The sequence below is a fragment of the Ruegeria sp. BG8 genome (assembly GCF_056538325.1).
In genome coordinates, this window is record NZ_JBQFSZ010000003.1 from 378635 (window position 1) to 403832 (window position 25198).

Sequence of the window (25198 nt, forward strand, 5' to 3'; positions counted from 1 at the left end):
AGGGCCAACTGCCATGCGCGGTCTGATACGAGTAGTCATTGTCATAACTGTGATCTGGAGTGCCTACTGGTTTATCGCCGGCTTCGGGCTGCGGAATGCGATCACAACGTGGTTCGACCAACAGCAGGAACAGGGATGGCAGGCCGATTTCGCAGAGGTCGCGACTGCCGGGTATCCATTCAGCCACGTGACGCGTCTGAGCAGCCCCGCACTGGCCGACCCGGTGAACGGGACAGCCTGGAGCGCGGACTGGATCGAATTCCAAAGCCCTGCAATTTGGCCCGGTCGACAGGTCCTGCGCTTTGCCGACACGCCGCAGCGTCTTTCGTATTACGATCAAACTTCGACCATTCAGGCGCGCGATTTGCAGGCGGAATTGCAGTTGCAACCCGGCGTCGCGTTGGTGTTGGAAAAAATGGCCCTGACTGCGGGGCTTTGGTCGGTGGCCGATGATACCGAAGCTTTGGCGGGTGGCGATACGCTCGCCTTGGTCATGGAACAAACCGACACGCCCGAAACGTATATGATCAGCGCCCGGATTGACGCGTTTATGCCCGGAGATGCCCTGCGCGAGTTGATGCGATCCGCCACCACGCTGCCTCAGGCTTTTGAGACGCTGGAACTCGACATGCGGACCACGTTCGACAAACCTTGGGACCGCACCGCACTCGAGGAAAGCCGACCACAACCGGTGAATATCGACCTGCGTCTTGCCGAGATGAAGTGGGGCGCACTGCGCCTGTTTGCCGCCGGAGAGCTGGATGTTGACGCGCAAGGCGTCCCTACCGGAGAGATCGCGATCAAAGCCGAAAACTGGCGCGACATGATCGCTATGGCCAATGCTGCCGGTGCCTTGCCCGATCAGGCCGTTGATCCTGTGACTAGGGCGTTGAACTTCATGGCCGGGCTTGGTGGTAACCCCAACGCCCTTGATTTACAGCTGAATTTCCGTGACGGGTTCGTGGCCCTTGGGCCGCTGCCCTTGGGTCCTGCACCACGCCTGATCCTGCGTTAACGGCAGTAAGGACCGCGACGGTGTCGCGCCGTATCCAGATGGAAATGGTCGCGATGGTACCTATCCGAATTTGGCCCCAAGACGGTTCCGAACGGACCACAGGCCCCGCGCCAAACCTTGATCAACTGTTTTTGAGACGGGTTTTTGCGCCAGCCTTTCAACACCGTGACCAATTCGCCATCAGCCATCTTGAACCCTGAAATATCAATCGCACGCCCCTTACCATGCTCGGAAATTCGGGCACCTTTGCGGTTGTTTCTGGTACGGCACGCGTAATGTGCCGCCACCTGCAATTCGACGACAGGTCCACGCCGTTTGAACGTCGGCTTAACCGTTTTGTCGACCCACTTGTTCAGTGCGATAGCCGTGCCGCAATCCATTGTGGACGGCCGACTAAGAGCGACACCAGAAACCGAGGTGATCTGAACGGCATCCTTTATGCCGCACGCGTTGATCTTGCCCGGAACTCTGCCCACTGCTTTGCCCTGGATGTCGATATCGCCGCAGACCGAGCCTTTACGCAGTTTGCGCTTTTTGAAAAGGGCTTTCTGTTCAACCTCTTCTGGCCTTTTATACGGCATCAGCGAGGTGTCCGGCCCTAGCAATGGCAAATCCGCCGGGCGCGCAGCCACTGCCAATAACTGAGGAGATACGGGTCGGGAAACGGGGCGCACCTTTGCCGGATCAGGTGCGACGAAGGCCACAGCCGCAGTGCTGGCAGGGCGCGCAACCGGGATCAGGGATTGCTCCAACGGGGTGGCGCCAACCTGAATGGCGCTGAGCGCCATGGTCCCGATCAACAATACCCGCCATCCAAATGTCATGCGCCCGTCTTTCCGCGCCCGAAGTCCGGCGCATCTGTGTCTTGTCCCGCGTCAATAATACCGCGTCGGATTGCACGTGTTCTTGTGAAATAATCGAACAAATGGTCGCCATCACCGGTGCGTATTGCACGCTGCAATGCAAAGAGTTCTTCGGTGAAGCGCCCGAGAATTTCCAGCGTGGCATCCTTATTGGTCAGGAAAACATCGCGCCACATCGTCGGGTCCGAGGCCGCGATGCGCGTGAAATCGCGAAATCCGGCGGCCGAATATTTGATGACTTCGCTGTCGGTGACCCGTCGCAAGTCATCCGCCACTCCGACCATCGTATAGGCGATCAGGTGCGGCGCGTGAGAGGTGACAGCCAAAACCAGATCATGGTGGTCCGCATCCATCTCATCAACGTAAGACCCCATCCCCTCCCACAGGGCGCGCAACCTTGCAACGGCGTCAGGGTCCGATCCTTCCACCGGCACAATCAGATTCCAGCGGTTATCAAACAGCTCGGCAAAGCCGGACTCGGGCCCTGAATGCTCGGTCCCGGCCAGTGGGTGCGCTGGGATGAAATGCACACCATCCGGGATATGCGGTGAGACGGATTCGATCACATGCCTTTTGACGGAACCAACATCGCTTACGGTCGCACCCGGTTTCAACGCCGGAGCGATTTCGGACGCGACTGCGCCCATCACGCCGACAGGGACGCACAGGACGACAAGGTCCGCGCCTTCCACGGCATCCAAAATGTTGTCGCAAATGCGGTCACACAGCCCAATGCGGCGGGCTGTATCGCGGGTCGCCTGTGAACGCGCATAGCCCGTCACCTCGCCAGCCAAGTCGCCACGTTTCATAGCCCAGTACATGGACGAGGCGATCAGACCCAGCCCGATCAGAGCGACGCGATCATATACCTGGGTCATGCTGCGCCCTCTTTGAACGCCGATATAGCTGTAACGACCCTGCGACAAGCGTCCTCGTCACCGACAGTGATCCGCAAAGCGTTCGGCAAATTGTATCCCGCAACGCGACGCACGATCAGACCCTGCGACTTGAGATATTCGTCACAGGATTCAGCCTCGGTCTGGTCCGTGAACCGGGCGAGGATAAAATTCGTACTGGATGCATCCGAAGGTACGCCAATTTTTTCCAACTCTGCTGACAGCCAAACCCGCAGACGCGCGTTTTCGTTGTGGCAGAAGGTCAAATAATCCTCATCCTTGATCGCGGCCTCGGCAGCTGCCAAGGCCGTCAGCGAAAGGTTGAAAGGCTGGCGTACACGGTTGAGCACATCAATGATCGACTGCGCCGCGTACCCCCATCCAACGCGCATACCGCCCAGACCATAAATCTTGGAAAACGTCCGCGTCATGATGACATTCTCGAAACGGTCCACCAACGAAGCACCACCGTCAAAATCGGCGACAAACTCGGTATAGGCACCATCCACGACCATCAGGCAGGTTTGTGGCAACGCCTCGGCCAATCGCACCAACTCTGCCTCGGCGATCATGGTGGACGTCGGGTTGCCCGGATTGGTTACAAAAACGATCCGCGTCCGCTCTGTCACGGCAGAAAGGATGTTGTCCACATCCACCTGACGGTCTTTTTCGGGCACCATCACGGGGGTCGCCCCGGCCATGCGCGCGATGATGGGATACATCGAGAACCCGTGTTCAGTATGGATGACCTCATCCCCCGGCCCGGCATAGGCCTGTGCCACGAACTGCAGCACTTCGTCACTGCCCACACCGCAGATGATCTGTGCAGGGTTCAACCCGTGGCAGACGCCGATCGCTTCGCGCAGACTAGCGTGGTCTGTGCTTGGATAACGGTGCAAGGTCGCCGCGCTGTCGCGCACAGCTTCGATTGCCTTCGGACTGGGACCAAACGGGTTTTCATTCGAGCTGAGCTTGATCACATGCTCGACCCCGGCGACCTTTGACTGGCCGCCCTGATAAAGCGCGATGTCCATGATGCCGGGTTGAGGGGTGATCTTCGTCATAAGAGGCTCCGTGTATTGGAGCCCCTCATACCTGTCTCAACGCGTTGAGAAAAGCGGCAATTCCGTCACGCCGCTTTGAAGCGGGCGGTCGCCGGGTCCGCGCTGTAGAATGGAGCGAACTCTGCCGTCCGCCGCGACAGATCATTGACGCTGTCAATTATGAACTGCACCGTTTCATCGCTCATCAGGTAGGAAAAGTTCAACCGTACCCAACCGGGCTTTTTCATTTCCTCGCCAGCATCAAGCGCTGCATGCAACGCGTCCGAGGCCGCACGATCAATCCCCAGCAAACGGTGCGCATAGGGCCCCGCACATGCGCAGCCACCACGCGCCTGAATGCCGTAGATATCGCTCAGCATTCGGGTGAACAGTTGTTGGTGCACCGGCGAACCCTGGGCATCGTGCACCAGGAACGAGAAGATCGGCAGACGATGCCGGTTCTCGGCGCCCAGCAGGGTCAGGTTCGGGTTACCGGCCCAACCCGCCAACGCCATGCGATTATGGCGCACCTCACGTCTGGCAATCTCATCAGTGCCAACAACATCCTTAACGATAAAGGCCAGTGCGGCACGGATATCGCCAATGACATTTGGCGTCCCTGCTTCTTCGCGTGCCGACAGGTCGTGGCTGTAATCATGCCGCCACGGCGATACAAAACTCACGGTCCCGCCACCAGGCCAACTGGGGCATTCCCGTTGAACGGCCCCTTTGCGGACAACCAGCACACCGGACGCACCCGGACCACCCGGAAACTTGTGCGGGGACACCACGATCGCATCTTTGCGCGCATCATCAGGACCCAAGTCCATCGGCAGGTATGGACCACCACCGGCATAGTCCCAGACGGCCATCGCCCCATAGTCTTTCAGCAGCCGTGTAACCGGGTCGGGGTCTGTGACAATACCGGTCACATTGGACGCCGCCGAAAAGGATCCGATGATCAAGTCAGCCGCCGCATGATCCACCAGCATCCGCTCGAGCACCACGAGGTCGACGCCACCCTCAGGAGATTCTGGGATTTCAATGACACGCGCCTTGCTTTCGCGCCATGGCAGGATGTTCGAGTGATGCTCATACGGACCTATCAAGACAACCGGCCGGTCTGCCTCGTTTACACCCATAAGGCTGACCAGCCGATTGAGACCCGCAGTGGCACCGGACCCGGTGAATATCACCGCATCCTCTTCCTTGGCTCCAACGATACGGGCGATTTCTGCGCGGGCTTCGCGGCGCAGATGGGTCATGTAAGACCCGCAATAAGAGGCTTCGGTGTGGCTGTTTGCATAAAACGGCAACACATGCGTCGCCACAAAATCCTCGACCTGCCGCAACGCGCGGCCCGAAGCAACGTAATCCGCGTAAACCAACGGAACGTCCCCATGCAAACCCGGGATTCGCACATTCTCTCCGATCAGCCCATCACGCAGAGCGGACACGACTGCCGGGGTCTGGATGTCAGAGCGAAATTTGGACAAGGTCATGGCAAGGCTCCCTTATTGCTCTTCAAATATGACCCCTCTAATTTGGGAAAACTTCACCATAATTTTTCTTTTTTCCGACAATTATGTGTCATATGATTTCATATGAGCGAAAAAATAGATCAATTTGACCAACAGATTTTGCGCGAACTTCAGAAAGACGCGACCCTGTCTCAGCGTGAGTTGGCGAATCGGGTTGGGTTGTCTCAAAACGCGTGCTGGCGGCGGCTAAAAGCGCTGAATGAAACAGGTGTGATTACCGGGTCCACTGCACAAATTGCGCGTGAAAAACTGGGCTTAAGTCTTGTGGTATTTGTAATGCTGCGCACCCGACACCACTCTGCCGAGTGGTTGCAGGCGTTTCGCAGCCACGTCCTGACCATTCCCGAAGTGATAGATTTCCACCGGATTGGCGGGGATTACGACTATCAGTTAAAGGTCGTGACCGCGGACATGGCGTCTTACGATAAGGTCTATCAGCGCCTGATCGAAAAAGTAGAACTGGACAGTGTCACGTCCTATTTCGCGATGGAAGCGATCGCCGAGGGGCGACCGCTACCGATTTGAAGTGGTCATTCATAGATAGTGAGGCGAAGATCGCCATCTCCGGTCACGTAGCCGCCCACCGAATAGCCCTTGCGCCCTTGCCCCACCTTTGCATACGAGCTTTTGCCGGGGACAACGGGTGTTAATGCCCACCCGGTTCGGTTGGCTACGATACGAGCCAATCTGTTGATATCCCCAACAGAGGGGGCCGGTCTTTCTTTCCCGTATCGACGGACGGTTGTACCGCAAGACTTTCCCGGCGTTCCACTGGCAAGAAACAGCATACCCGGCGCCAGATCGGGTTTATTTGCGTCAAAGCCCGCCCGTACTCGGCCTGCGTCAAATGCGGGCGCATTCACAATGCATCCCTGTTCGAAACTGTTGATGACGCTTGCAAGAACCGGGTCCGTTGAAAGCTGGCTGCTTGGGTTAAGCGATGTTGACGAAGAAGAGCACGCCGCGACCAACAGCGTCAGACCAACACTGAATTTTGTTAAAACACATCGGCGCTTGGTGGCCCCCGAAATCAAGTTCTGAAATGCACGCAAAGTATTTGATCCTGTTGAGTTTGAATTGCCCGCTTTTCGTAAATGCCGATCATGTTTGAAATTGGGCGCGCAATACAAAAAAAACCGCGCCTGAACGGCGCGGTTTCTGAAATTCGTAAGGATGAGCGAAGATTAGTTCTTCGCGTAGAATTCGACGACCAGGTTCGGCTCCATCATGACAGGGTAAGGCACATCGCTCAGGCCCGGTGCGCGAACGAAAGTCGCAGTCATTTTCGAATGGTCGGCGTCGATGTAGTCAGGCACATCACGCTCGGCCAGCGCGACAGCTTCCAGAACAACAGCCAGCTGCTTGGACTTGTCACGCACTTCGATCACGTCGCCTTCTTTGACACGGTAGGACGGGATGTTGACGCGCTTACCGTTTACCTTGACATGGCCGTGGTTCACGAACTGACGCGCAGCAAACACGGTCGGTACGAACTTGGCACGGTAAACAACAGCGTCCAGACGACGCTCCAGCAGACCGATCAGGTTTTCACCGGTGTCGCCTTTGACACGCTCGGCTTCGGCGTAGATGCGGCGGAACTGCTTCTCGGTCAGGTCGCCGTAGTAGCCTTTCAGCTTCTGCTTGGCGCGCAGCTGCAGACCGAAGTCCGACAGTTTACCCTTGCGGCGCTGACCGTGCTGGCCGGGGCCGTATTCACGACGGTTGATCGGGGATTTCGGACGGCCCCAGATGTTTTCGCCCATCCGGCGGTCGATTTTGTACTTGGCAGACGTGCGTTTGGTCACGGCTGATCTCCTTCGATTTGGTCGAGGCCCTGTAAGGCCACTATGAAGGGCGTTGTCCTCTTGAGGTTTCCCCCATGACAGGCATCCCCTTGCGGGGGCCACCAACACCAATGAAGCCGCGCTTATATCTGCAGTCAGGGAAGAGTCAACACGTCAGGCCCAATGCCTTTTCGTTTTTTCGCAGGCCCAGAGCCTTCAGTCCATCAACGGGCCGGAATTCGCAGCTGGTAGACGCGGAACCGCGTGAATGTCAGGATCCATGTTGGGACGCGCGGGAAACGCAATCACGGTATCCGGAGCGCGTTCGACTTCGTCGCTGCCAGTCTGAATTTCTACAACTTCGTCGACCCAGAATTCCTGTTCACGTGCAGGACAGGCACCTTCAAACACCAAAACCGGTTCAGTTCGTTCAGACGCCGAATACAAAAGAGCCGAAAACTGCTGCGCTCCGTTCGTCAGAATCACAACGCCATGCGCGTCTGAAGCCAATTCTTGCTGATTTAAGAAATCGTCAACCGTGTTGGAGGATGGCCTTGCACCCAGGTCACCTTGCGTATCGAAGGCGATTGCTCGTCCCCGCCATGACCACGCGGCCCCGACATTCAGGAAAGACAATGGCGCGTTTTCAAGCCCGTCCAGCTCTGTTTGCGCCCAAGATATGGCTATGCAACCGTTGTGCCCGGTTCTCATTATTACCGCCCGTACTTTTAAACACGTCACTGCTCACTTATGCGTTCTTATCAGCGGAAATTTTGTCAGAAAAGAGACGTTAACATTACGTTCATAAAAATGTTGCTAAAGAGATTCAGATTTCGTCGTCTGGCGGAAGATTTTCCCGCCAGAACGCACTCTTTTTAATCAAACTGGCAACGCAGTTTTAGCCACACTTGGAATGCCCGCAACTGCGGCAGGTCATACAGCCTTCGATCATCGCCATATCGAACTGTCCACAAGATGGGCAGGCTTTGCCGCGCGGTGCATCCATGTTCACCACCTGCGCTTGCGGATCCGATTTCAGGCCCATGCCCTCGCCTTCCAAAAAGCCGATATTGATCAGATGCTGTTCGATGACACCACCGATGGCGGCAAGGATTGAGGGGATGTATTTCCCTTTGACCCACGCACCGCCGCGCGGGTCAAATACGGCTTTCAATTCTTCGACCACAAAGGAAACGTCCCCACCGCGACGGAAGACGGCCGAGATCATACGCGTCAGCGCCAGCGTCCAGGCGTAATGCTCCATGTTCTTCGAGTTGATGAACACCTCAAACGGGCGACGGCGGCCACCAATGACAATATCGTTGATGGTCAGGTAGATCGCATGTTCGCTGTCAGGCCATTTCAGCTTGTAGGTCGACCCCTCCAGCGATTGAGGCCGGTCCAGAGGTTCAGACATGTAAACGACTTCACCCCCGTCGACTTCATGCGGTGCATCCACACTTTCACCCGGCGCTTTGTCGTCGCTTTCCGAAACGGTCAGCACCGATCCGGTGACATCGTTGGGGCGGTACGTCGTGCATCCTTTGCAACCCTGATCCCAAGCCTGCATGTAAACGTCTTTGAATGCATCAAAGCTGATATCCTCGGGGCAATTGATCGTCTTTGAGATCGAGCTGTCGATCCACTTTTGCGCTGCTGCCTGCATCTTGACGTGATCGGCTGGCGACAATGTTTGCGCGTTGACGAAATAGTCTGGCAGCTCTTTGTCGCCAAACTTGTCGCGCCACATCTGTACCGCATAGTCGACGACCTCTTCTTCGGTGCGTGACCCGTCTTTCTGCAGAACCTTGCGCGTGTAGGCATAGGCAAAGACCGGTTCGATCCCGGACGATACATTGCCCGCATACAGTGAAATCGTCCCGGTCGGCGCGATCGACGTCAGCAAAGCGTTCCGAATACCATGTTCCCGGATCGCATCCCGCACATCTTCGTCCATCTGCAGCATCGTGCCGCTTGCCAGATATTTCTCGGCATCGAATAAGGGGAATGCGCCCTTTTCCTTCGCCAAGTCGACCGACGCCAGATACGCGGCGCGGGCGATCGCGTGCAACCAGCGTTCGGTCTGACGCGCCGCCTCGTCTGACCCATAGCGCAGACCCAACATCAACAGCGCGTCGGCCAGACCGGTCACGCCCAACCCGATGCGGCGTTTGTCTTGCGCCTCGGCCTCTTGCTCTACCAACGGGAATTTCGAAGTATCCACCACGTTGTCCATCATGCGCACAGCGGTGGCGACAAGTTCCTGCAATGCCTCTTCATTCAGGTGTGCCGCCTGCTCGAAGGGTTGGGCTACCAGGCGGGCCAGGTTCACCGAGCCCAACAAGCACGCCCCATAGGGCGGCAACGGCTGCTCACCGCAAGGGTTGGTCGCCGCGATGGTTTCCACATAGCTAAGGTTGTTTGCCTGGTTGATCCGATCAATGAAGATCACGCCCGGCTCGGCGTAGTCATAGGTGGCCTGCATGATCTTGTTCCAAAGATCACGAGCCTGAACGGTGTGATAAATCTTACCGTCGAACACCAACTCCCAAGGGCCATCGGCTTTGACTGCCTCCATGAACGGGTCGGTCACCAGAACCGACATGTTAAACATGCGCAGACGTGCCGGATCGGACTTAGCGGTGATGAACTGTTCGATATCCGGATGATCGCAGCGCATCGTCGCCATCATCGCCCCGCGGCGCGAACCCGCAGACATGATCGTCCGGCACATTGCGTCCCACACGTCCATAAAACTCAGCGGGCCTGAAGCATCCGCGGCAACCCCTTTTACATCCGCGCCACGCGGGCGGATGGTCGAGAAATCGTATCCGATCCCCCCACCCTGTTGCATGGTCAGCGCGGCCTCTTTCAGCATGTCGAAAATGCCGCCCATGCTGTCGGGCACAGTGCCCATCACAAAACAGTTGAACAGCGTGACCTGCCGCGCGGTGCCAGCACCCGCGGTGATACGTCCGGCAGGAAGGTATTTGAAATCTTCCAACGCCTCATAAAACTTATCTTCCCAATGAGCCGGGTCCTTTTCCACCCGCGCCAGATCGCGGGCGATACGTCGCCAACTGTCCTCGACGGTCTGGTCGATGGGCGTGCCATCCGCCTGTTTAAAGCGGTATTTCATGTCCCAGATCTGCTCGGCGATGGGGGCGGCAAAGCGGCTCATTGGTGATTCCCTGTGCTGAAAGAGGTATCCAGACTACCCTAAATCACAACTAAACCACAACACCTTGATGACAAGCCGCAGAAGACTACAATATAAAGACTGACCTCGGGACGACTCTGTGGGAAAACTGTGGATAAGTACGTAAACCTCATAAAACTGTCGGTTGGATCCGAAAGCGTCGATACGCTGATGGCTTGGCAGGACAGCCGCAGACCGCTTTATGAGGACGGCTGCCCGCGCCACGTCACCCGGATGTGGCCCAAGCGCGAGGCCGAGATTCTAAACGGCGGATCAATCTATTGGGTGATCAAGGGCGTGATCCAGTGTCGCCAAAAGGTGCTGCGACTGGATGAAGTGCGCGGTGAAGACGGTATCCGACGCTGCGCAATCGTACTGGACCCCGAGGTGCACCGTACGCAAAACGCGCTGAAACGCCCGTTTCAGGGGTGGCGCTATCTGAAACCCGAAGATACGCCTGCCGATCTGCCCAAAGGGCGCGAGCAGGACGACGCCCTGCCCGATGATCTGAACCGTGCGCTGGCAGAGATCGGTGTGCTTTAACGCAGCCGGTCCAGAAATTCTGACAGAACCGCCTTTTCCCCCGCGTCGCATTTGGCCACGCGGCTGCGCCACAGCGTCGCTTGCGATTTCAGGATAAGCCCGTCCAACAAAATCTTCAGGTGATTTGCGCGCAAAGTCTCACCGGTCGAGGTGATATCAGCGATTGCCTCGGCGGTTTCATTCATCACCGTGCCTTCGGTCGCACCCTGACTGTCGACCAAAGTGTAGTCCGCGACACCCGCATCCGTGAGGAACTCACGCACCAATCTGTGGTACTTGGTGGCGATCCGCAGCCGGTGCCCGTGGGCCTTGCGAAATCCTGCCGCTGCCGCGTCCAAATCGTCCAACGTATCAACGTCGACCCAACAAGCAGGTGTCGCGATGATCAGGTCAGCCTTGCCGAAACCCAGCGGCGCGATTTCTTCCACCTGCTGTTCCCACCGCGGCAGCTTTTCATGCACCAGATCAACTCCGGTTACGCCCAAATGGATACGCCCCGCGGCCAGTTCACGCGGGATTTCCCCTGCCGACAGCAGGATCAACGAGACGCCTTCAATCCCGTCGACCTTACCTGCGTATTCGCGATCAGATCCGCTGCGCGACAGGGTGATGCCGCGCTTTTCGAACCAGGAAAAGGTCTTGTCCATCAACCGACCCTTCGAGGGCACGCCCAGTTTCAAGCTCATTGCGCGGCCTCCTCCATCTCAAGCATCAGGTCGGGGCGGATTACGCCCCCAATGGCTGGGATTTCAGCCCCGCCTCCCAACTGCCGCGTCAGCGCGTCATAGCGCCCACCGGTCGCGATGGGTGGCAGATCCGGACGACCCTCGGCGTAAAAGCCGAAGACGAAGCCGTCGTAATATTCCATCGAGGTCCGGCCATAAGACGCCTCGAAATCGAGCGCCTCAACATCCACCCCACGTGCCTGCATTGCCGCAACACGCGCCTCAAGGCGATCCAGAGCGGGGCTAATCTGCGGTAGGTCAACCGCCACGTCGCGCAATTGCTCTAGCGCGAAAGGCATGGTTTCGCGCACGGCCAACAGGGAATCCAACCCACCCATTTCGGTCTCGGAAATTACGCCCGCGTCGCGGTCCAATCTCAAAGCTTCAATCCGGTCTTCGATTTCGGACACCGTTCGCTTGCCAATCATCGGGGCGCTTATGTTCAACGGCGTATCTGCATCCAGCAAGGCGGCGCGGCTTTCAGGGTCCGGTTTACGCCCGCCAAAGCGGTCCAGCAGAATACGGAACCGACGCGGCCGCCACAGATGCCGCATCAAAGCCGCCTTGCGACGATCCGTTGTCCGCAAACCTTGAACCGCTGCGGTCAGGATGCCGATGTCCCCTGTCGCGGCCCGCAGAGGCAGCCCGCGCAACTGCAAGGCGATCAGTGAAAACACTTCGGCATCAGCACCGGCCGGATCTTCACGATCGAAAACCTCGTAACCGACCTGCACATATTCGTTGGACCGGTCCGGGTCATGTTCCTGACGGCGAAACACCTCACCCGAGTATGTATAGCGCGCAGGCTCGGCGCCTTCCGACATATGCATTTGCACGACAGGCAGGGTAAAATCCGGGCGCAACATCTGCTCGCCGCGCAGTGCGTCCGACGTCACATACGCACGTCCACGGATGTCTTCTCCGTAAAGATCCAGCAGCGTTTCAGCCGGTTGCAGCAAAGGCGGATCCACAACTTGCGCACCTGCGGCCTCGAACCGGACACGCATCATCGCAGCGCGGGCCTGTATCTGGGAACGGTTGGGCATAGGTCAGTCCTGACTGTCCAGAATTTCGCGTACTTTGGCGACCAGATCGCCCCGAGGCACTTCGAACTGGCTGGGGCGTTCTTTCCATTCCTCAAGCGTGGCGCTTTCGGCGATCTTGGCGCCAAGGATCAGGTCCTTGATCTGCACGATGCCATTGGCCTTTTCATCGCCACCTTCGATCACCGCGATAGGCGAGTTCCGCTTGTCCGCGTATTTTAGCTGATTGCCAAAGTTCTTGGGGTTGCCCAGATAAACCTCGGCCCGGATGCCGGCATTGCGCAGCTCGGCCACCATCGCCTGATAATCAGCCATGCGGTCACGATCCATGACGGTCACAACCACGGGGCCCGTGGCCTGCGCCGCGATCCGACCTTTTTCACGCAGGGCGGCCAGCAGGCGATCGACGCCAATGGACACGCCGGTCGCGGGCACTTCCTGCCCGGTAAAGCGCTTGACCAGATCGTCGTAGCGACCCCCGCCCGAGACCGACCCGAACTGCCGCTTGCGGCCTTTCTCATCGAATATCTCAAAGGTCAGTTCAGCCTCATAAACCGGTCCGGTGTAGTAGCCGAGACCGCGCACGACCGAAGGATCAATCTCGATCCGGTCCGAACCGTAGCCGCCTGCATCAAGCAGAGCGCCGATCTGTTCCAACTCGGCGATCCCGTCCGCACCGATCTTGCTGTCGCCGACGGCCGCGCGCAGGTTGGCCAGCGTTCCGCCGGTGTCCGCAGCCTTCGAGGTTAGGAAGGCAATCACCGGCTCGGCCTGATCATCGCTGAGGCCAACACCGTCGATAAATGCGCCCGAGGCATCCAAACGGCCCTTGGTCAGCAGCTCACGCACCCCGGCCTCGCCCACCTTGTCGAACTTGTCGATGGTGCGCAGAACGTTGTCGCGGGCGGCGGCGTCTTCGCCCAGCCCCATCGCTTCAAGCACACCGTTCAGAACCTTGCGGTTGTTCACGCGCACCAAATAGTCGCCGCGCGGAATGCCGACAGTCTCCAGTGTGTCCGACAGCATCGCGCAGATCTCGGCATCCGCAGCCATCGACGCCGTGCCCACCGTATCCGCATCGCATTGATAGAATTGACGATACCGCCCCGGCCCCGGCTTTTCGTTCCGCCAGACCGGACCCATCGCGTAGCGGCGATAGGGCGTCGGCAGATCATTGCGATGCTGCGCGTAGACTCGTGCCAAAGGCGCGGTCAGGTCATAGCGCAGGGCCATCCAATCACCGTTGCCGCCTTCGTCAAACTCCTGCCACGCAAACACACCTTCGTTCGGGCGGTCCACATCAGGAAGGAACTTGCCCAGCGCCTCGACGGTCTCAACCGCGCTGCTCTCCAAAGCGTCGAACCCATACCGATGATACACGCCCGCAATCGTCCGCAGCATCTCGGTGCGCTGCGTGACTTCCTCGCCGAAATAGTCGCGGAACCCTTTTGGCATTACGGCCTTGGGGCGGGGCTGTTTCTTGGGCTTGGCCATGTGGGGCGTCCTTCGCGGTCATCTTCCGCGCGCGGTCTATCCCATGGCCCGCATCGGGGCAAGGCGCGCTTTGACTGGTCACGGGCTGCCCGTGCCGCTATGACCACGCCTAAAGGAGATCGCCATGCAGCTTCTGGAAGAACAGATCGCCCATTTGACCCGAACGGTGGAAGAGCTGAACTCGGTCGTCACGACGCAACAATCCGAGATCGACCGCCTGACCCGGCGTGTCGAGATGCTGTTGCAGCGCGAGGCCGAACGGGCGCAGGAAGGGTCCGGCGGGGTCGTCTTCGGCGACGAGCGCCCACCGCATTACTGAACACTTATAAACCCAGCGTCGATTTCACCGCGTCGTCGACAACACCACCCAACAGAGCATCCTTATCCGCAGCGCACCCTTCGGACAGGGCCGTGATAAAGGCTTCATGCAGTCCGGCTTTTTCCTCGTCAGTCGTCGCGTGATCTTCGATATTGATTTGACGATTGTAGAGCGACAGCGCCGTCATCTTTTCAACAACGGCCACGACAAAGGCTTCGTCTCCGTCTGCCTCTTCGGCGATTGAGGCGCAGGTGTAGTGCATGACGGGCAATGCATCCTGCACCATCTGTTCGGCGACCTCATCGGCCAATCCGAAGCCGGGCAGGATCAAAGACAGGCCGGTCGCGGCGGTTTGCAACGTTTTTCTCATCGCATTCATTTCCAGTTATGTCCGATAATGGCACCAGCGATGCCGCCAATGGCGGCTCCTCTGCCGTCGCCGATCAATGCACCTACGCCCGCTCCGATCAGCGCGCCTTCGATGGTTTGTTTCTTTTTCTTCTTGTCGTCCGCCAACCCAGCGGTGGCGGATACTGCTATCAGCGACGCGACGACCAAAGCCTTCACACCAATAGACCCAATGGACATGAATGTGCCCTCCTGCAAACATAACAAACTGTATTCTCAGGCCCCCAGCCTAGCGCCACAGGAACCTTGGGGCAACAAAGGGTGACGGCATCAGATTTCCTCGACCGACAGGACGCCGTCCAGCGATTTGATTGCACCCTTGATCTGAGGATTGATGGGGAAGCTTTGCCCCAAATCCATCTCAACATCGCCGGGCAAGCCGGGATCAAGCAATAATAGCTGGACAGGACCCCGGGCTGCGTTTTTGGCAGCGGTGGCGGCATCCTCCAGAACCTTGGCAACGGTCGGCAGAGCCTGCGCGCCATCTACAAAAATGCGCAAACCGGTTGCACCCGCTTCGGCAACGACTGAATCAACCGGCCCAACAGATCGCGCCAGCAGCTTGAGCTGATCGGACTCCATCGTCGCCTCGGCTGACAGAACGACCTGCGCGCCGGTCTCCAGAAAGTCGCGGGATTTCTCCAACGTTTCCGAAAACAGTGTCACTTCGTAGGCCCCTGATGGGTCTGAGAGTTGCGCGAACGCAAACCGATTGCCCTTGGCCGATTTCCTTTCCTGCCGTCCTGCAACGACACCCGCCATTTTCGCGATAAACGGCCCCGAGCGCGCCTTTTCCGTTACCTCATCCAGCGTAAGAACCTGCTTGCGTTTCAGCGCGGGCATGTAGTCGTCCAGAGGGTGACCCGAGAGGTAGAAACCAATGGCCTTGAACTCTTCGCTAAGGCGTTCTGCTGGCAGCCAGTCCGGCGTGGGTGACAGGCGAGGTTCCGGCAAGTCGTCGCCCGCCTCGCCAAACAGCGACACCTGGTTCGAGTTTTTCTGTTCGTGGATCGCCGCCGAATACTGCATCAGCGGGTCGAGGCTTTCGAACACGCGGCGGCGGTTCTTGTCGAGCTGATCGAACGCGCCTGCGCGGGCCAACATTTCCAGCGGGCGTTTTCCGACCTTTTTCAAATCGACCCGCCGGGCAAAGTCGAACAGGTTGACAAAAGGTTTGTCGGCCCGCCCCTCAATCACGAGGTTCATCGCCTCGACGCCTACATTCTTCAGCGCGCCCAGCGCATAGACCAGCTCTCCATTCACCACGTCGAAGGTCGATTGTGACCGGTTCACGCAAGGCGGCACATAGGGCAGTTCCAGCCCCTTGCGGACTTCTTCAAAATATATGGCCAGCTTGTCAGTCAGGTGGATATCGCAGTTCATGACACCCGCCATGAACTCGACCGGGTGGTTCGCCTTTAGCCAGCCGGTCTGATAGCTGACCACCGCATAGGCTGCCGCGTGGGATTTGTTGAAGCCGTAGTTGGCGAACTTGTCCAACAGGTTCCAAACCTCGGTCGCCTTCGCCTCATCCACGTTGTTCTCGGCGGCACCTTTGAGGAACTTTGGACGCTCGGCATCCATCGCCTCTTGAATTTTCTTACCCATCGCGCGGCGCAGCAGGTCCGCGCCCCCAAGGCTGTAACCCGCCATTTCCTGCGCGATCTGCATTACCTGTTCCTGATAGACGATGATGCCCTGTGTCTCGTCCAGAATGTGGTCAATGGATGGGTGCAGCGTGTCGCGTTGGCTGAGCTTGTTCTTGACCTCGCAGAACTTGGGAATGTTCTCCATCGGGCCGGGACGGTAGAGTGCGACGAGGGCGATGATATCCTCAATACAGTCCGGCTTCATCCGCTTGAGGGCATCCATCATGCCCGAGCTTTCCACCTGGAACACCGCCACCGTATTGGCCGCCGAATAAAGCTTGTACGTCGCCTCATCATCCAACGGGATGGCGTTGATCTCATTTACCGCGCCTTCGGCAGGTTCATAAAGCTCAGTGCCATCGGGTGCGATGTGAAGGTCGCGCCCGGATTTAAAGATCAGATCCATCGCATTCTGGATCACGGTCAGGGTTTTCAACCCCAGAAAGTCGAATTTCACCAGCCCGGCCTGTTCCACCCATTTCATGTTGAACTGGGTCGCGGGCATGTCTGATCGCGGGTCCTGATAGATCGGCACCAGAGCATCCAGCGGACGATCCCCGATAACCACTCCCGCCGCGTGGGTCGAGGCGTTGCGCAACAGACCCTCGACCTGCTGGCCATAGGTCAACAAGCGATCCACAACCTCTTCGCTACGCGCCTCTTCGCGCAGACGCGGTTCGTCTTTCAGCGCTTTCTCGATGGAGACGGGTTTGACCCCCTCAACCGGGATCATCTTGGACAGGCGGTCTACCTGCCCATACGGCATCTGCAAGACCCGCCCGATATCGCGCACGGCGGCCTTCGACAGCAACGCACCAAAGGTGATGATCTGCCCCACCTTGTCGCGGCCATATTTCTGCTGCACATAACGGATCACCTCTTCGCGGCGATCCATACAGAAGTCGATGTCGAAGTCAGGCATCGAGACCCGCTCGGGGTTCAGGAACCGTTCGAACAGCAGTGAATAGCGCAGCGGGTCAAGGTCGGTGATCGTCAGCGCATAGGCCACAAGCGAGCCCGCACCCGAACCCCGCCCCGGCCCCACCGGAATGTCGTGATCTTTGGCCCATTGGATGAAGTCGGCAACGATCAGGAAGTAGCCGGGAAAGCCCATGCCCTCGATGATGCCAAGTTCGAAATCCAGCCGCTCCTGATATTCCTCAGGCGTCACGGCATGCGGGATCACCGCCAGACGTTTCTGCAGGCCCTCATTGGCGATGCGGCGCAGTTCTGCAACCTCATCATCTGCAAACTTCGGCAGGATCGGATCGCGACGGTAGGCCATGAAGGCGCAACGACGCGCGATTTCGACCGTATTTTCAACGGCCTCGGGCAGATCGGCGAACAACGTCACCATTTCCTGCTGCGACTTGAAATAGTGCTGCGCGGTCAGGCGGCGGCGGCCTTCTTGTTGGTCGACATAAGCCCCCTCGGCAATGCAAATCAGCGCATCATGCGCCTCGTACATGTCCGAAGTCGGGAAATAGACGTCATTGGTTGCGACCAGAGGCAGGTTCTTGGCGTAGGCCATCTCAACATGGCCACGCTCGGTCAGGCGTTCCGCTTCGGGCTGGCCCCCTTCGCCCGGATGGCGCTGCAATTCGATATAGAGCCGATCCGGGAACATCCCCGCCAACCGATCCACCAGAGCCTCAGCTGCCGGGCGCTGCCCCTGTTGCAACAGCATCCCCACAGGCCCATCCGGCCCGCCGGTCAGACAGATCAGGCCATCCGACCGCTCGGCCAATTCATCCAACGTGACCTGAGGCAGTTGCCCGCCCTTATCAACGTAGAGGCAGGAACTCAGCTTCATCAAGTTCTCATACCCAGCCTCTGATTGCGCCAGCAGTACCAGCGGCGCGGGCGCTTTGGGCTTTTCCCCCGGCTGCGCTTGCACATAGGTCAGATCGACCTGACAGCCCATGATCGGTTGAACACCGGCACCGCTTGCGGTCACCGAAAACTCCAAAGCCGAGAACATAGAATTGGTGTCCGTCACGGCAACAGCGGGCATCTCCATCTTCTCGCACAAAGCGGGCATCTTTTTCAGCCGCACAGCGCCTTCCAGCAACGAATATTCAGTGTGAACGCGGAGATGAATGAATCGAGGGGTACTGCTCATACGGCCTACGCTATCCCAGGCCGACGCGCTGCAAAAGTCAGAACCGCGGCTTTGGCCTGCCTAAAAAATCAGCGCCGATTATTCGGCTTTTCCAGAAGGTGCTTCGGGCAAGGCTGTGCCGCGCTTTTAAAAAGCGCTTTATTTACAACAAACTGACCTTTAAACAAACGCGACATTCACAGGCCGTTCAGGTCCAATAGTGCATTATATAGGCAGTTTTTCTTGCCAGATCGGTTGCGCTGTTTCTAACATCTGACGGCAAGCAATCCGCCCGCCGCTCTTTCTACGTCGCATCGAAGGAGGGCACCCAAGGGCGCAACCGGGTAAGGCGACAGGTTTCTCGAATGAACATCACGTTTCTTCTGAACGGAGAGACAGTGGAACTGGCGGATGTCGATCCGACGGCCACACTGCTGGACTGGCTGCGCGAGGATCGCGGCCTGACCGGTACCAAGGAAGGTTGCAACGAGGGCGATTGCGGAGCCTGCACCGTCATGGTGACGGATGAGGATGGCGCAAAGGCGCTGAACTCCTGCATCCTGTTCCTGCCGCAGTTGCACGGCAAAGCCGTCCGTACGGTCGAAGGCGCAAGCGGACCCAATGGCGAGGCACATCCGGTTCAGAAGGCGATGGTTGACCTGCACGGCTCACAATGCGGTTTTTGCACGCCCGGCTTTGTCATGTCGATGATCGCCAGCCACGCCAATGGTGCAACCGATCACGACACGCAGCTTGCTGGCAACCTGTGCCGCTGCACCGGCTATGCCCCCATCATCCGCGCCGCCCAGGCCGCCGAGGCGCAGCCCATCCCAGTCTGGGTAAAGGACAAACCCGTCGCGTCCCCTGCCACGTCGCCGATGTTACCCGGATCATCGGATGAGCTGGCAGCTGTCTATTCCGAGAACCCCGAAGCCACTCTGGTTGCCGGAGCGACAGATGTGGGCTTGTGGGTCACCAAGCAGCTGCGTGATTTGGACCCTGTGATTTTCCTCAACCGATGCGAGGATCTGAAGCAGATCACCATCACCGATGAGGAAGTCCGCTTTGGTGCGATGGTCGACATGAACCGCATGAGCGACGCGCTGGCCGATCTGCACCCCTCTTACGCTGAAATGATCCGCCGATATGCCAGCGTGCAAGTGCGCCATGCCGCGACCGTGGGGGGCAACATCGCCAATGGCTCACCCATCGGAGACAACCCTCCCGCCCTGATCGCCCTTGGTGCAACCCTGCATTTGCGCAGGGGTGACACACGGCGAACGTTGCCGCTTCAAGATTTCTTTATCGCCTACGGCCAGCAAGACCGCGCACCGGGCGAATTTGTCGAGGCTGTCAGCTTTCCCCGCCAGCCAGACCGCCTCAAAACCTACAAGCTCAGCAAACGGTTCGATCAAGATATTTCGGCCGTTTGCGGGTGTTTCAACATCACCGTTACGGATGGCTCTGTCTTAGCCGCGCGCATCGCGTTTGGCGGCATGGCCGGCGTTCCGAAACGGGCAACCCATGTCGAGGCCGCACTCATCGGCAAACCATGGACGCGCGAGGCTATCAGGGCCGCGCTGCCTGCGTTTGCCGAGGATTATCAACCACTCACGGACATGCGCGCCTCGGCCACCTATCGTCTGGAAACCGCCAAAGCGATGCTGGAACGCTATTTCCTCGAAGATCAGGGCGAAGTCACCAGCGTGTTGGAGGTGTCGGCATGAGCGTCGCAAAACCCCTCCCCCACGACGCCGCCCCGCTGCATGTGGCAGGTGCCGCGCGCTATGTGGACGACATCCCGACACCCAAAGGCACGCTGCATCTGGCGTTCGGCCTCAGCCCGATTGCCAAGGGCAGGATCACCGCGATGGACCTGACCGCCGTCAAGGCCGCCGAAGGCGTGGTGCAGGTGATGACGGCGGATGACCTGCCCTTTGCCAATGACGTATCGCCCTCGATCCATGATGAACCGCTGCTGTCCGATGGCACGGTTCACTATATTGGCCAACCCGTGTTTCTGGTCATCGCGACAAGCCATCTGGCCGCGCGCAAAGCCGCACGTCTGGGCAAGATCGACTATGCCGAAGAAACTCCGATCCTGACGATCGAAGACGCCCTTGCCGCCGACAGCCGGTTCGAGGACGGCCCACGCATTTATGCCAAAGGCGATGCCGACGCGGCCATCGCCAGCGCACCTCACGTCATCGAAGGCACATTCGAACTGGGCGGTCAGGAGCATTTCTATCTGGAAGGTCAGGCCGCGCTGGCCGTGCCCAATGAGGGCACGGATATGCTGGTGCACAGCTCAACCCAGCACCCGACCGAGATTCAGCACAAGGTGGCAGATGCCTTGGGCGTTCCCATGCACGCCGTCCGGGTCGAAACCCGACGGATGGGGGGCGGGTTTGGCGGCAAGGAAAGTCAGGGCAACGCCTTGGCCGTTGCCTGCGCCATTGCCGCCCGCGCGACGGGCAAAGCCTGCAAGATGCGCTATGATCGCGATGACGACATGATCATCACCGGCAAGCGCCACGCGTTTCGGATCGCTTACAAGGCCGGGTTTGACGAGAACGGCCATATTCAGGGCGTCTCATTCCATCACTACGTCATTTGTGGCTGGGCGCAGGATCTGTCTCTGCCCGTGGCCGACCGCGCGATGCTGCATTCGGACAACGCCTATCTACTGCCCAACGCACGGATCGAAAGCCACCGGCTAAAGACCAACACCCAATCCGCCACTGCCTATCGCGGCTTCGGGGGTCCGCAGGGCATGGTCGGGATCGAACGCGTGATGGACCACGCCGCGCACGCGCTTGGGCTGGACCCGGTCGAACTGCGCCGTCGCAACTATTATGAGCCAGCGCATAAAGTGGCCGATCAGCCGCCGCATGAGAAACCTTTGGGCCATCCTGACCCGCACGAAGACCTGACCAGCCGTGGCGCTGTGGAAACCGGGAACGCGCCGGTTCGCCCTCTGCCCGCCGGTGGCAACACCACGCCCTATGGGATGGAGGTCAGCGATTTCGAACTGCACGGCATGACCGACGCATTGCTGAAATCCAGCGACTACGCCGCACGCAAGGCTGCCATCGCGAAATGGAACGCCGAGAATAGCGTGATCAAGAAGGGCATCGCCTTCTCTCCGGTCAAGTTCGGGATTTCCTTCACCCTGACCCATCTGAATCAGGCGGGCGCGCTGGTGCATGTGTATCAAGACGGCTCGGTCCACCTGAACCATGGCGGCACCGAGATGGGACAAGGGCTGTTCCAGAAGGTCGCGCAAGTGGCCGCATCGCGGTTCGGCATCCCGCTGGAGATGGTCAAGATCACCGCTACCGATACCGCCAAAGTGCCGAACACCTCGGCCACCGCCGCGTCTTCGGGCAGTGACCTGAACGGGATGGCCGTCAAAGCCGCTTGCGACACGATCCGCGACCGGATGGCCGACTATCTGGCCGAGCGGCATCAGGTCGATCCATCGGCAGTCACTTTCGCGGATGGGCACGTCTCTGTTGGCGGGGAACGCTATACCTTCGCCGAAGCTGCGGCACTGGCCTATCAGGGCCGTATCAGCCTGTCGGCAACCGGGTTCTACAAAACACCCAAGATCGAATGGGACCGGATCGCGGGTCGAGGGCGTCCGTTCTTCTACTTCGCCTATGGGGCCTCGGTGACCGAGGTGGCCATCGACACACTAACCGGCGAGAACCGCATCCTGCGCACCGACATCCTGCATGACGCGGGGGCCTCGCTGAACCCTGCGCTGGATATCGGACAGGTCGAAGGCGGTTATGTGCAGGGCGCAGGCTGGCTGACGACCGAAGAACTGGTCTGGGACGGCAAAGGCAACCTGCGTACGCATGCGCCATCGACCTACAAGATCCCGGCTTGCTCGGACCGCCCTGATATCTTCAACATCGCGCTTTGGGATGGCGAGAACCGCGAAGACACGATCTATCGCTCAAAAGCAGTGGGAGAGCCGCCCTTCATGTTGGGCATATCGGCATGGTTGGCCCTGTCGAACGCGGTCGCAGCTTGTGGCGACAGCTATCCGGCGCTGGATGCACCTGCCACGGCTGAGGAAGTCTGGCGCGGCGTCCAAAGGATGAAGGGAGGCATCTGATGGGATTTGACCTTGAGGCTTTGAGGGAGGCGGTCAATACCCACGGGAAGGTTACCCGGGTTGTCATTGCTGCGATCAAGGGGTCATCCCCGCGCGAAGTTGGTACCGCAATGCTGGTTTGGAAGGACGGGCAAAGCGGAACAATAGGCGGTGGTACACTCGAATTTCAGGCGGCAAAGGCCGCGCGAAAACAAACCGGCCAATCCCGCCTGACCCACCACGCGCTTGGCCCTGACATGGGCCAATGCTGCGGTGGAGCAGTTTCGCTGTTCAGCGAAGTCTTTGATCTCAAAGCGGTCGAAGCGCTCGACGACACAGTTATCGCGCGATCGGCCTCGGAAGGTGAAATGCCTCTGTCCGTGAAACGGTTGCTTGCGACCGCGCGCGGTCAGGGGATTGCCCCCGAACCACAGCTGATCGACGGCTGGATGGTTGAGCCGGTCCACAAGCCGACCCGGAACCTGTGGATCTGGGGTGCTGGCCATGTGGGCCGGGCACTGGTGGATGTTCTGTCCCCCCTGCCCGACATCGCGATCACATGGGTCGACACCGGGCCCGAGCGTTTTCCGACCTCGGTCCCAGCGGGTGTCACCACGGTTCCAGTTGCCAAACCAACCGAACTGGTTCGCCATGCACCGCCCAATGCCGAGCATCTTGTGCTTACTTATTCACACAATTTGGACTTAGAGCTGTGCAACCGGCTGCTTTCGCATGATTTCCGCTTTGCGGGGCTGATCGGCTCGGCTACGAAATGGGCGCGATTCCGGTCGCGGCTGAAGGCTCTTGGTCATTCGCCCGAACGGATCGGCCGGATCACCTGCCCAATAGGCGATCCCGGTTTGGGCAAACACCCGCAGATGATCGCCGTTGGCGTCGCCGCGCAAATTCTGCGTCCGGCCCGACAGAACGAGTTGAAGAAGGACCTGAGCGCGTGACCACTCCATTGCTAAGTTTGCAGGGGCTGACTAAAGCCTACCCCGGCGTTGTGGCCAATGATCAGGTGTCTTTCGACATCGGTGAAGGCGAAGTTCACGCCTTGTTGGGTGAAAACGGAGCCGGAAAATCCACTCTGGTGAAAATGATCTATGGGTTGGTGAAACCGGACGGCGGCACAATGCTGCTGCGCAATCAACCATTTGCCCCCAGCGAACCTCGGGCGGCGCGGGCTGATGGAATCGCGATGGTGTTCCAGCACTTCTCGCTGTTTGATGCGCTGAACGTGGCCGAAAACATTGCATTGGGCATGGAAAACCCTCCTGCAATGGGCGATCTGGCTTCGCGCATCCGAGAAGTGTCCGAGACCTATGGCCTGCCTCTTGATCCCTTCCGCACTGTCGGTGATCTTTCTGCGGGCGAGCGTCAGCGGGTCGAAATTATCCGCTGCCTGCTGCAAGATCCAAAACTGCTGATCATGGATGAACCCACCTCGGTTCTGACCCCGCAAGAGGTTGAGATCCTGTTCGAAACTCTGAACAAATTGCGGTCCGAGGGCACCTCGATCCTCTATATCTCACACAAACTGGAAGAGATCCGCACCCTGTGCGACCACGCGACGATCTTGCGATTGGGTAAAAACGTCGGCGAATGCATTCCGTCTGAAACCTCGGCACGGGATATGGCAGAAATGATGGTCGGCTCGACCCTGCAAACGCCTGAACGCAGCGGGCGGGAATTCGGCGAGGTTGCGCTGGACGTCACCGGCCTGTCGGTCGCCTCGCCTTCTGAATTCGGCACCTCACTGCGAAACATCCACATGACAGTCCGGAAAGGTGAAGTTCTGGGGATCGGTGGCGTGGCTGGCAACGGGCAGGACGAATTGCTGGGCGTTCTGTCTGGTGAAATTCCGACAACGGCGGATGCGATCAAATTCAATGGCCAGCCCATTGGGAAACTTGGCCCAACAGCACGGCGCAAGCTGGGCGTTCTGACCGCGCCCGAGGAACGCCTGGGTCATGCGGCCGCGCCGGATATGAGCCTGACGGAAAACGCTTTGCTGACAGGTTCCGTTCGCGAAAATCTGGAAAGCAATGGCTTTCTGAAATGGTCGGACACCAAGAGCTTTGCAGAAAAAATCATCAGTTCGTTTGACGTGCGCACACCGGGTCCCGACAACGCTGCGCGTTCGCTCTCCGGCGGCAATCTGCAGAAGTTCGTGATTGGACGAGAGGTGCTTCAGAACCCAGATGTTTTGGTGGTGAACCAGCCGACATGGGGCGTGGACGCGGCTGCTGCGGCCGCGATCCGGCAGGCTATTCTGGATCTGGCCGCCAAGGGAACAGCTGTTGTCTGCATCAGTCAGGACTTGGATGAGCTGATGGAAATCTCAGACAGCTTTGCCGCGCTGAACGAAGGGCGGTTAAGCGCACCGCGCACAACGACTGGCCTGACGGTAGACGAAATCGGCCTGATGATGGGCGGCGCACATGGCATGGAGGTTGCCCATGTCTGA

22 protein-coding genes are annotated in these 25198 nt (G+C 58.7%); 8 read left to right on the plus strand and 14 right to left on the minus strand.

The genetic code is table 11. From position 1 onward, the window contains the following. Positions 1-13: 13 nt before the first annotated feature. Positions 14-1015, plus strand: a complete 1002-nt coding sequence (locus ACR0DG_RS09430; RefSeq protein ID WP_480696544.1) for a DUF2125 domain-containing protein — start codon at positions 14-16, stop codon at positions 1013-1015. On the opposite strand, the gene ACR0DG_RS09435 is transcribed toward ACR0DG_RS09430, so the two are convergent. From ACR0DG_RS09435 to ACR0DG_RS09450, 4 genes are all read right to left on the minus strand, one after another. Continuing rightward, a complete protein-coding gene (locus ACR0DG_RS09435; protein ID WP_480696546.1) occupies positions 1012-1839 on the minus strand; it encodes an extensin-like domain-containing protein in 828 nt (275 codons plus the stop codon). The genes ACR0DG_RS09430 and ACR0DG_RS09435 overlap by 4 nt on opposite strands. Next, the gene (locus ACR0DG_RS09440; protein ID WP_480696547.1) at positions 1836-2756 is read right to left on the minus strand and encodes a prephenate/arogenate dehydrogenase family protein; all 921 of its coding nucleotides are present in this window, start codon (positions 2754-2756) and stop codon (positions 1836-1838) included. The genes ACR0DG_RS09435 and ACR0DG_RS09440 overlap by 4 nt, the downstream gene beginning before the upstream one ends. Further along, positions 2753-3838 carry a histidinol-phosphate transaminase gene (gene hisC / locus ACR0DG_RS09445; RefSeq protein WP_480696549.1) on the minus strand — a complete coding sequence of 362 codons (1086 nt, stop codon included), beginning with the start codon at positions 3836-3838 and terminating at the stop codon, positions 2753-2755. Before hisC ends, ACR0DG_RS09440 begins: the two co-directional genes overlap by 4 nt. A 65-nt stretch (positions 3839-3903) precedes the next feature. After that, positions 3904-5319 carry an aminotransferase class V-fold PLP-dependent enzyme gene (locus ACR0DG_RS09450; RefSeq protein WP_480696551.1) on the minus strand — a complete coding sequence of 472 codons (1416 nt, stop codon included), beginning with the start codon at positions 5317-5319 and terminating at the stop codon, positions 3904-3906. Between the two features lie 102 nt (positions 5320-5421). Here ACR0DG_RS09450 and ACR0DG_RS09455 point away from each other — a divergent pair, with 102 nt between their 5' ends. After that, a complete protein-coding gene (locus tag ACR0DG_RS09455) occupies positions 5422-5883 on the plus strand; it encodes an Lrp/AsnC family transcriptional regulator (protein WP_480696552.1) in 462 nt (153 codons plus the stop codon). 5 nt (positions 5884-5888) lie between these two features. Here the strand turns inward: ACR0DG_RS09455 and ACR0DG_RS09460 are convergent, their stop codons facing one another. From ACR0DG_RS09460 to ACR0DG_RS09475, 4 genes are all read right to left on the minus strand, one after another. Further along, positions 5889-6221 carry a hypothetical protein gene (locus tag ACR0DG_RS09460; protein WP_480696554.1) on the minus strand — a complete coding sequence of 111 codons (333 nt, stop codon included), beginning with the start codon at positions 6219-6221 and terminating at the stop codon, positions 5889-5891. 321 nt (positions 6222-6542) lie between these two features. Then, a complete protein-coding gene (gene rpsD / locus ACR0DG_RS09465) occupies positions 6543-7163 on the minus strand; it encodes a 30S ribosomal protein S4 (protein WP_170325974.1) in 621 nt (206 codons plus the stop codon). A gap of 195 nt (positions 7164-7358) precedes the next feature. Beyond that, the gene (locus tag ACR0DG_RS09470) at positions 7359-7853 is read right to left on the minus strand and encodes a hypothetical protein (protein ID WP_480696556.1); all 495 of its coding nucleotides are present in this window, start codon (positions 7851-7853) and stop codon (positions 7359-7361) included. 187 nt (positions 7854-8040) lie between these two features. Then, positions 8041-10323, minus strand: coding sequence for an adenosylcobalamin-dependent ribonucleoside-diphosphate reductase (locus ACR0DG_RS09475; protein WP_480696558.1), 2283 nt, complete (start codon positions 10321-10323; stop codon positions 8041-8043). A 129-nt stretch (positions 10324-10452) separates the two neighbouring features. Here ACR0DG_RS09475 and ACR0DG_RS09480 point away from each other — a divergent pair, with 129 nt between their 5' ends. Continuing rightward, entirely contained in the window at positions 10453-10884 is a 432-nt protein-coding gene (locus ACR0DG_RS09480) for a DUF1489 family protein (RefSeq protein ID WP_480696560.1), read from the plus strand. On the opposite strand, the gene hisG is transcribed toward ACR0DG_RS09480, so the two are convergent. Genes hisG through hisS form a run of 3 tightly spaced genes read right to left on the minus strand, consistent with a single transcriptional unit; the run spans position 10881 to position 14146 of the window. Next, positions 10881-11570, minus strand: a complete 690-nt coding sequence (gene hisG, locus ACR0DG_RS09485) for an ATP phosphoribosyltransferase (protein WP_480696562.1) — start codon at positions 11568-11570, stop codon at positions 10881-10883. The genes ACR0DG_RS09480 and hisG overlap by 4 nt on opposite strands. Then, the gene (locus ACR0DG_RS09490) at positions 11567-12655 is read right to left on the minus strand and encodes an ATP phosphoribosyltransferase regulatory subunit (protein WP_480696564.1); all 1089 of its coding nucleotides are present in this window, start codon (positions 12653-12655) and stop codon (positions 11567-11569) included. Before ACR0DG_RS09490 ends, hisG begins: the two co-directional genes overlap by 4 nt. 3 nt (positions 12656-12658) lie before the next feature. Next, positions 12659-14146: a histidine--tRNA ligase gene (gene hisS, locus ACR0DG_RS09495; protein ID WP_480696566.1), complete on the minus strand. Its 1488-nt coding sequence runs from the start codon at positions 14144-14146 to the stop codon at positions 12659-12661. A 124-nt stretch (positions 14147-14270) separates the two neighbouring features. Here hisS and ACR0DG_RS09500 point away from each other — a divergent pair, with 124 nt between their 5' ends. Further along, positions 14271-14465 (plus strand): SlyX family protein, encoded by a 195-nt coding sequence (locus ACR0DG_RS09500; RefSeq protein WP_480696568.1) that lies wholly within the window; start codon positions 14271-14273, stop codon positions 14463-14465. A gap of 4 nt (positions 14466-14469) precedes the next feature. Here the strand turns inward: ACR0DG_RS09500 and ACR0DG_RS09505 are convergent, their stop codons facing one another. The 3 genes from ACR0DG_RS09505 to dnaE form a co-directional block, all read right to left on the minus strand. Then, on the minus strand, positions 14470-14835 hold the full coding sequence (locus ACR0DG_RS09505; protein WP_480696570.1) for a hypothetical protein: 366 nt from the start codon (positions 14833-14835) through the stop codon (positions 14470-14472). A 5-nt stretch (positions 14836-14840) separates the two neighbouring features. Beyond that, positions 14841-15053, minus strand: coding sequence for a YMGG-like glycine zipper-containing protein (locus ACR0DG_RS09510; protein ID WP_480696572.1), 213 nt, complete (start codon positions 15051-15053; stop codon positions 14841-14843). 90 nt (positions 15054-15143) lie between these two features. Further along, positions 15144-18644 (minus strand): DNA polymerase III subunit alpha, encoded by a 3501-nt coding sequence (dnaE, locus tag ACR0DG_RS09515; RefSeq protein ID WP_480696574.1) that lies wholly within the window; start codon positions 18642-18644, stop codon positions 15144-15146. A 344-nt stretch (positions 18645-18988) separates the two neighbouring features. Here dnaE and xdhA point away from each other — a divergent pair, with 344 nt between their 5' ends. The 4 genes from xdhA to ACR0DG_RS09535 are packed head-to-tail and all read left to right on the plus strand — an operon-like array spanning position 18989 to position 25198. Further along, the gene (gene xdhA / locus ACR0DG_RS09520; protein WP_480696576.1) at positions 18989-20350 is read left to right on the plus strand and encodes a xanthine dehydrogenase small subunit; all 1362 of its coding nucleotides are present in this window, start codon (positions 18989-18991) and stop codon (positions 20348-20350) included. After that, entirely contained in the window at positions 20347-22749 is a 2403-nt protein-coding gene (gene xdhB / locus ACR0DG_RS09525) for a xanthine dehydrogenase molybdopterin binding subunit (protein ID WP_480696578.1), read from the plus strand. Before xdhA ends, xdhB begins: the two co-directional genes overlap by 4 nt. After that, entirely contained in the window at positions 22749-23684 is a 936-nt protein-coding gene (gene xdhC / locus ACR0DG_RS09530; protein WP_480696580.1) for a xanthine dehydrogenase accessory protein XdhC, read from the plus strand. The genes xdhB and xdhC overlap by 1 nt, the downstream gene beginning before the upstream one ends. Beyond that, positions 23681-25198: an ABC transporter ATP-binding protein gene (locus ACR0DG_RS09535; RefSeq protein WP_480696582.1), complete on the plus strand. Its 1518-nt coding sequence runs from the start codon at positions 23681-23683 to the stop codon at positions 25196-25198. Before xdhC ends, ACR0DG_RS09535 begins: the two co-directional genes overlap by 4 nt.

Bases quoted from the DNA above. Each gene is read 5' to 3' on its own strand.
- ACR0DG_RS09505 (WP_480696570.1), bottom strand. From the start codon at position 14,835: ATGAGAAAAACGTTGCAAACCGCCGCGACCGGCCTGTCTTTGATCCTG.
- ACR0DG_RS09490 (WP_480696564.1), bottom strand. From the start codon at position 12,655: ATGCCCAACCGTTCCCAGATACAGGCCCGCGCTGCGATGATGCGTGTC.
- dnaE (WP_480696574.1), bottom strand. From the start codon at position 18,644: ATGAGCAGTACCCCTCGATTCATTCATCTCCGCGTTCACACTGAATAT.
- ACR0DG_RS09475 (WP_480696558.1), bottom strand. From the start codon at position 10,323: ATGAGCCGCTTTGCCGCCCCCATCGCCGAGCAGATCTGGGACATGAAA.
- xdhC (WP_480696580.1), top strand. From the start codon at position 22,749: ATGGGATTTGACCTTGAGGCTTTGAGGGAGGCGGTCAATACCCACGGG.
- ACR0DG_RS09440 (WP_480696547.1), bottom strand. From the start codon at position 2,756: ATGACCCAGGTATATGATCGCGTCGCTCTGATCGGGCTGGGTCTGATC.
- ACR0DG_RS09470 (WP_480696556.1), bottom strand. From the start codon at position 7,853: ATGAGAACCGGGCACAACGGTTGCATAGCCATATCTTGGGCGCAAACA.
- ACR0DG_RS09455 (WP_480696552.1), top strand. From the start codon at position 5,422: ATGAGCGAAAAAATAGATCAATTTGACCAACAGATTTTGCGCGAACTT.
- hisG (WP_480696562.1), bottom strand. From the start codon at position 11,570: ATGAGCTTGAAACTGGGCGTGCCCTCGAAGGGTCGGTTGATGGACAAG.
- hisC (WP_480696549.1), bottom strand. From the start codon at position 3,838: ATGACGAAGATCACCCCTCAACCCGGCATCATGGACATCGCGCTTTAT.
- ACR0DG_RS09435 (WP_480696546.1), bottom strand. From the start codon at position 1,839: ATGACATTTGGATGGCGGGTATTGTTGATCGGGACCATGGCGCTCAGC.
- ACR0DG_RS09430 (WP_480696544.1), top strand. From the start codon at position 14: ATGCGCGGTCTGATACGAGTAGTCATTGTCATAACTGTGATCTGGAGT.
- hisS (WP_480696566.1), bottom strand. From the start codon at position 14,146: ATGGCCAAGCCCAAGAAACAGCCCCGCCCCAAGGCCGTAATGCCAAAA.
- xdhA (WP_480696576.1), top strand. From the start codon at position 18,989: ATGAACATCACGTTTCTTCTGAACGGAGAGACAGTGGAACTGGCGGAT.
- xdhB (WP_480696578.1), top strand. From the start codon at position 20,347: ATGAGCGTCGCAAAACCCCTCCCCCACGACGCCGCCCCGCTGCATGTG.
- ACR0DG_RS09450 (WP_480696551.1), bottom strand. From the start codon at position 5,319: ATGACCTTGTCCAAATTTCGCTCTGACATCCAGACCCCGGCAGTCGTG.
- ACR0DG_RS09510 (WP_480696572.1), bottom strand. From the start codon at position 15,053: ATGTCCATTGGGTCTATTGGTGTGAAGGCTTTGGTCGTCGCGTCGCTG.
- ACR0DG_RS09500 (WP_480696568.1), top strand. From the start codon at position 14,271: ATGCAGCTTCTGGAAGAACAGATCGCCCATTTGACCCGAACGGTGGAA.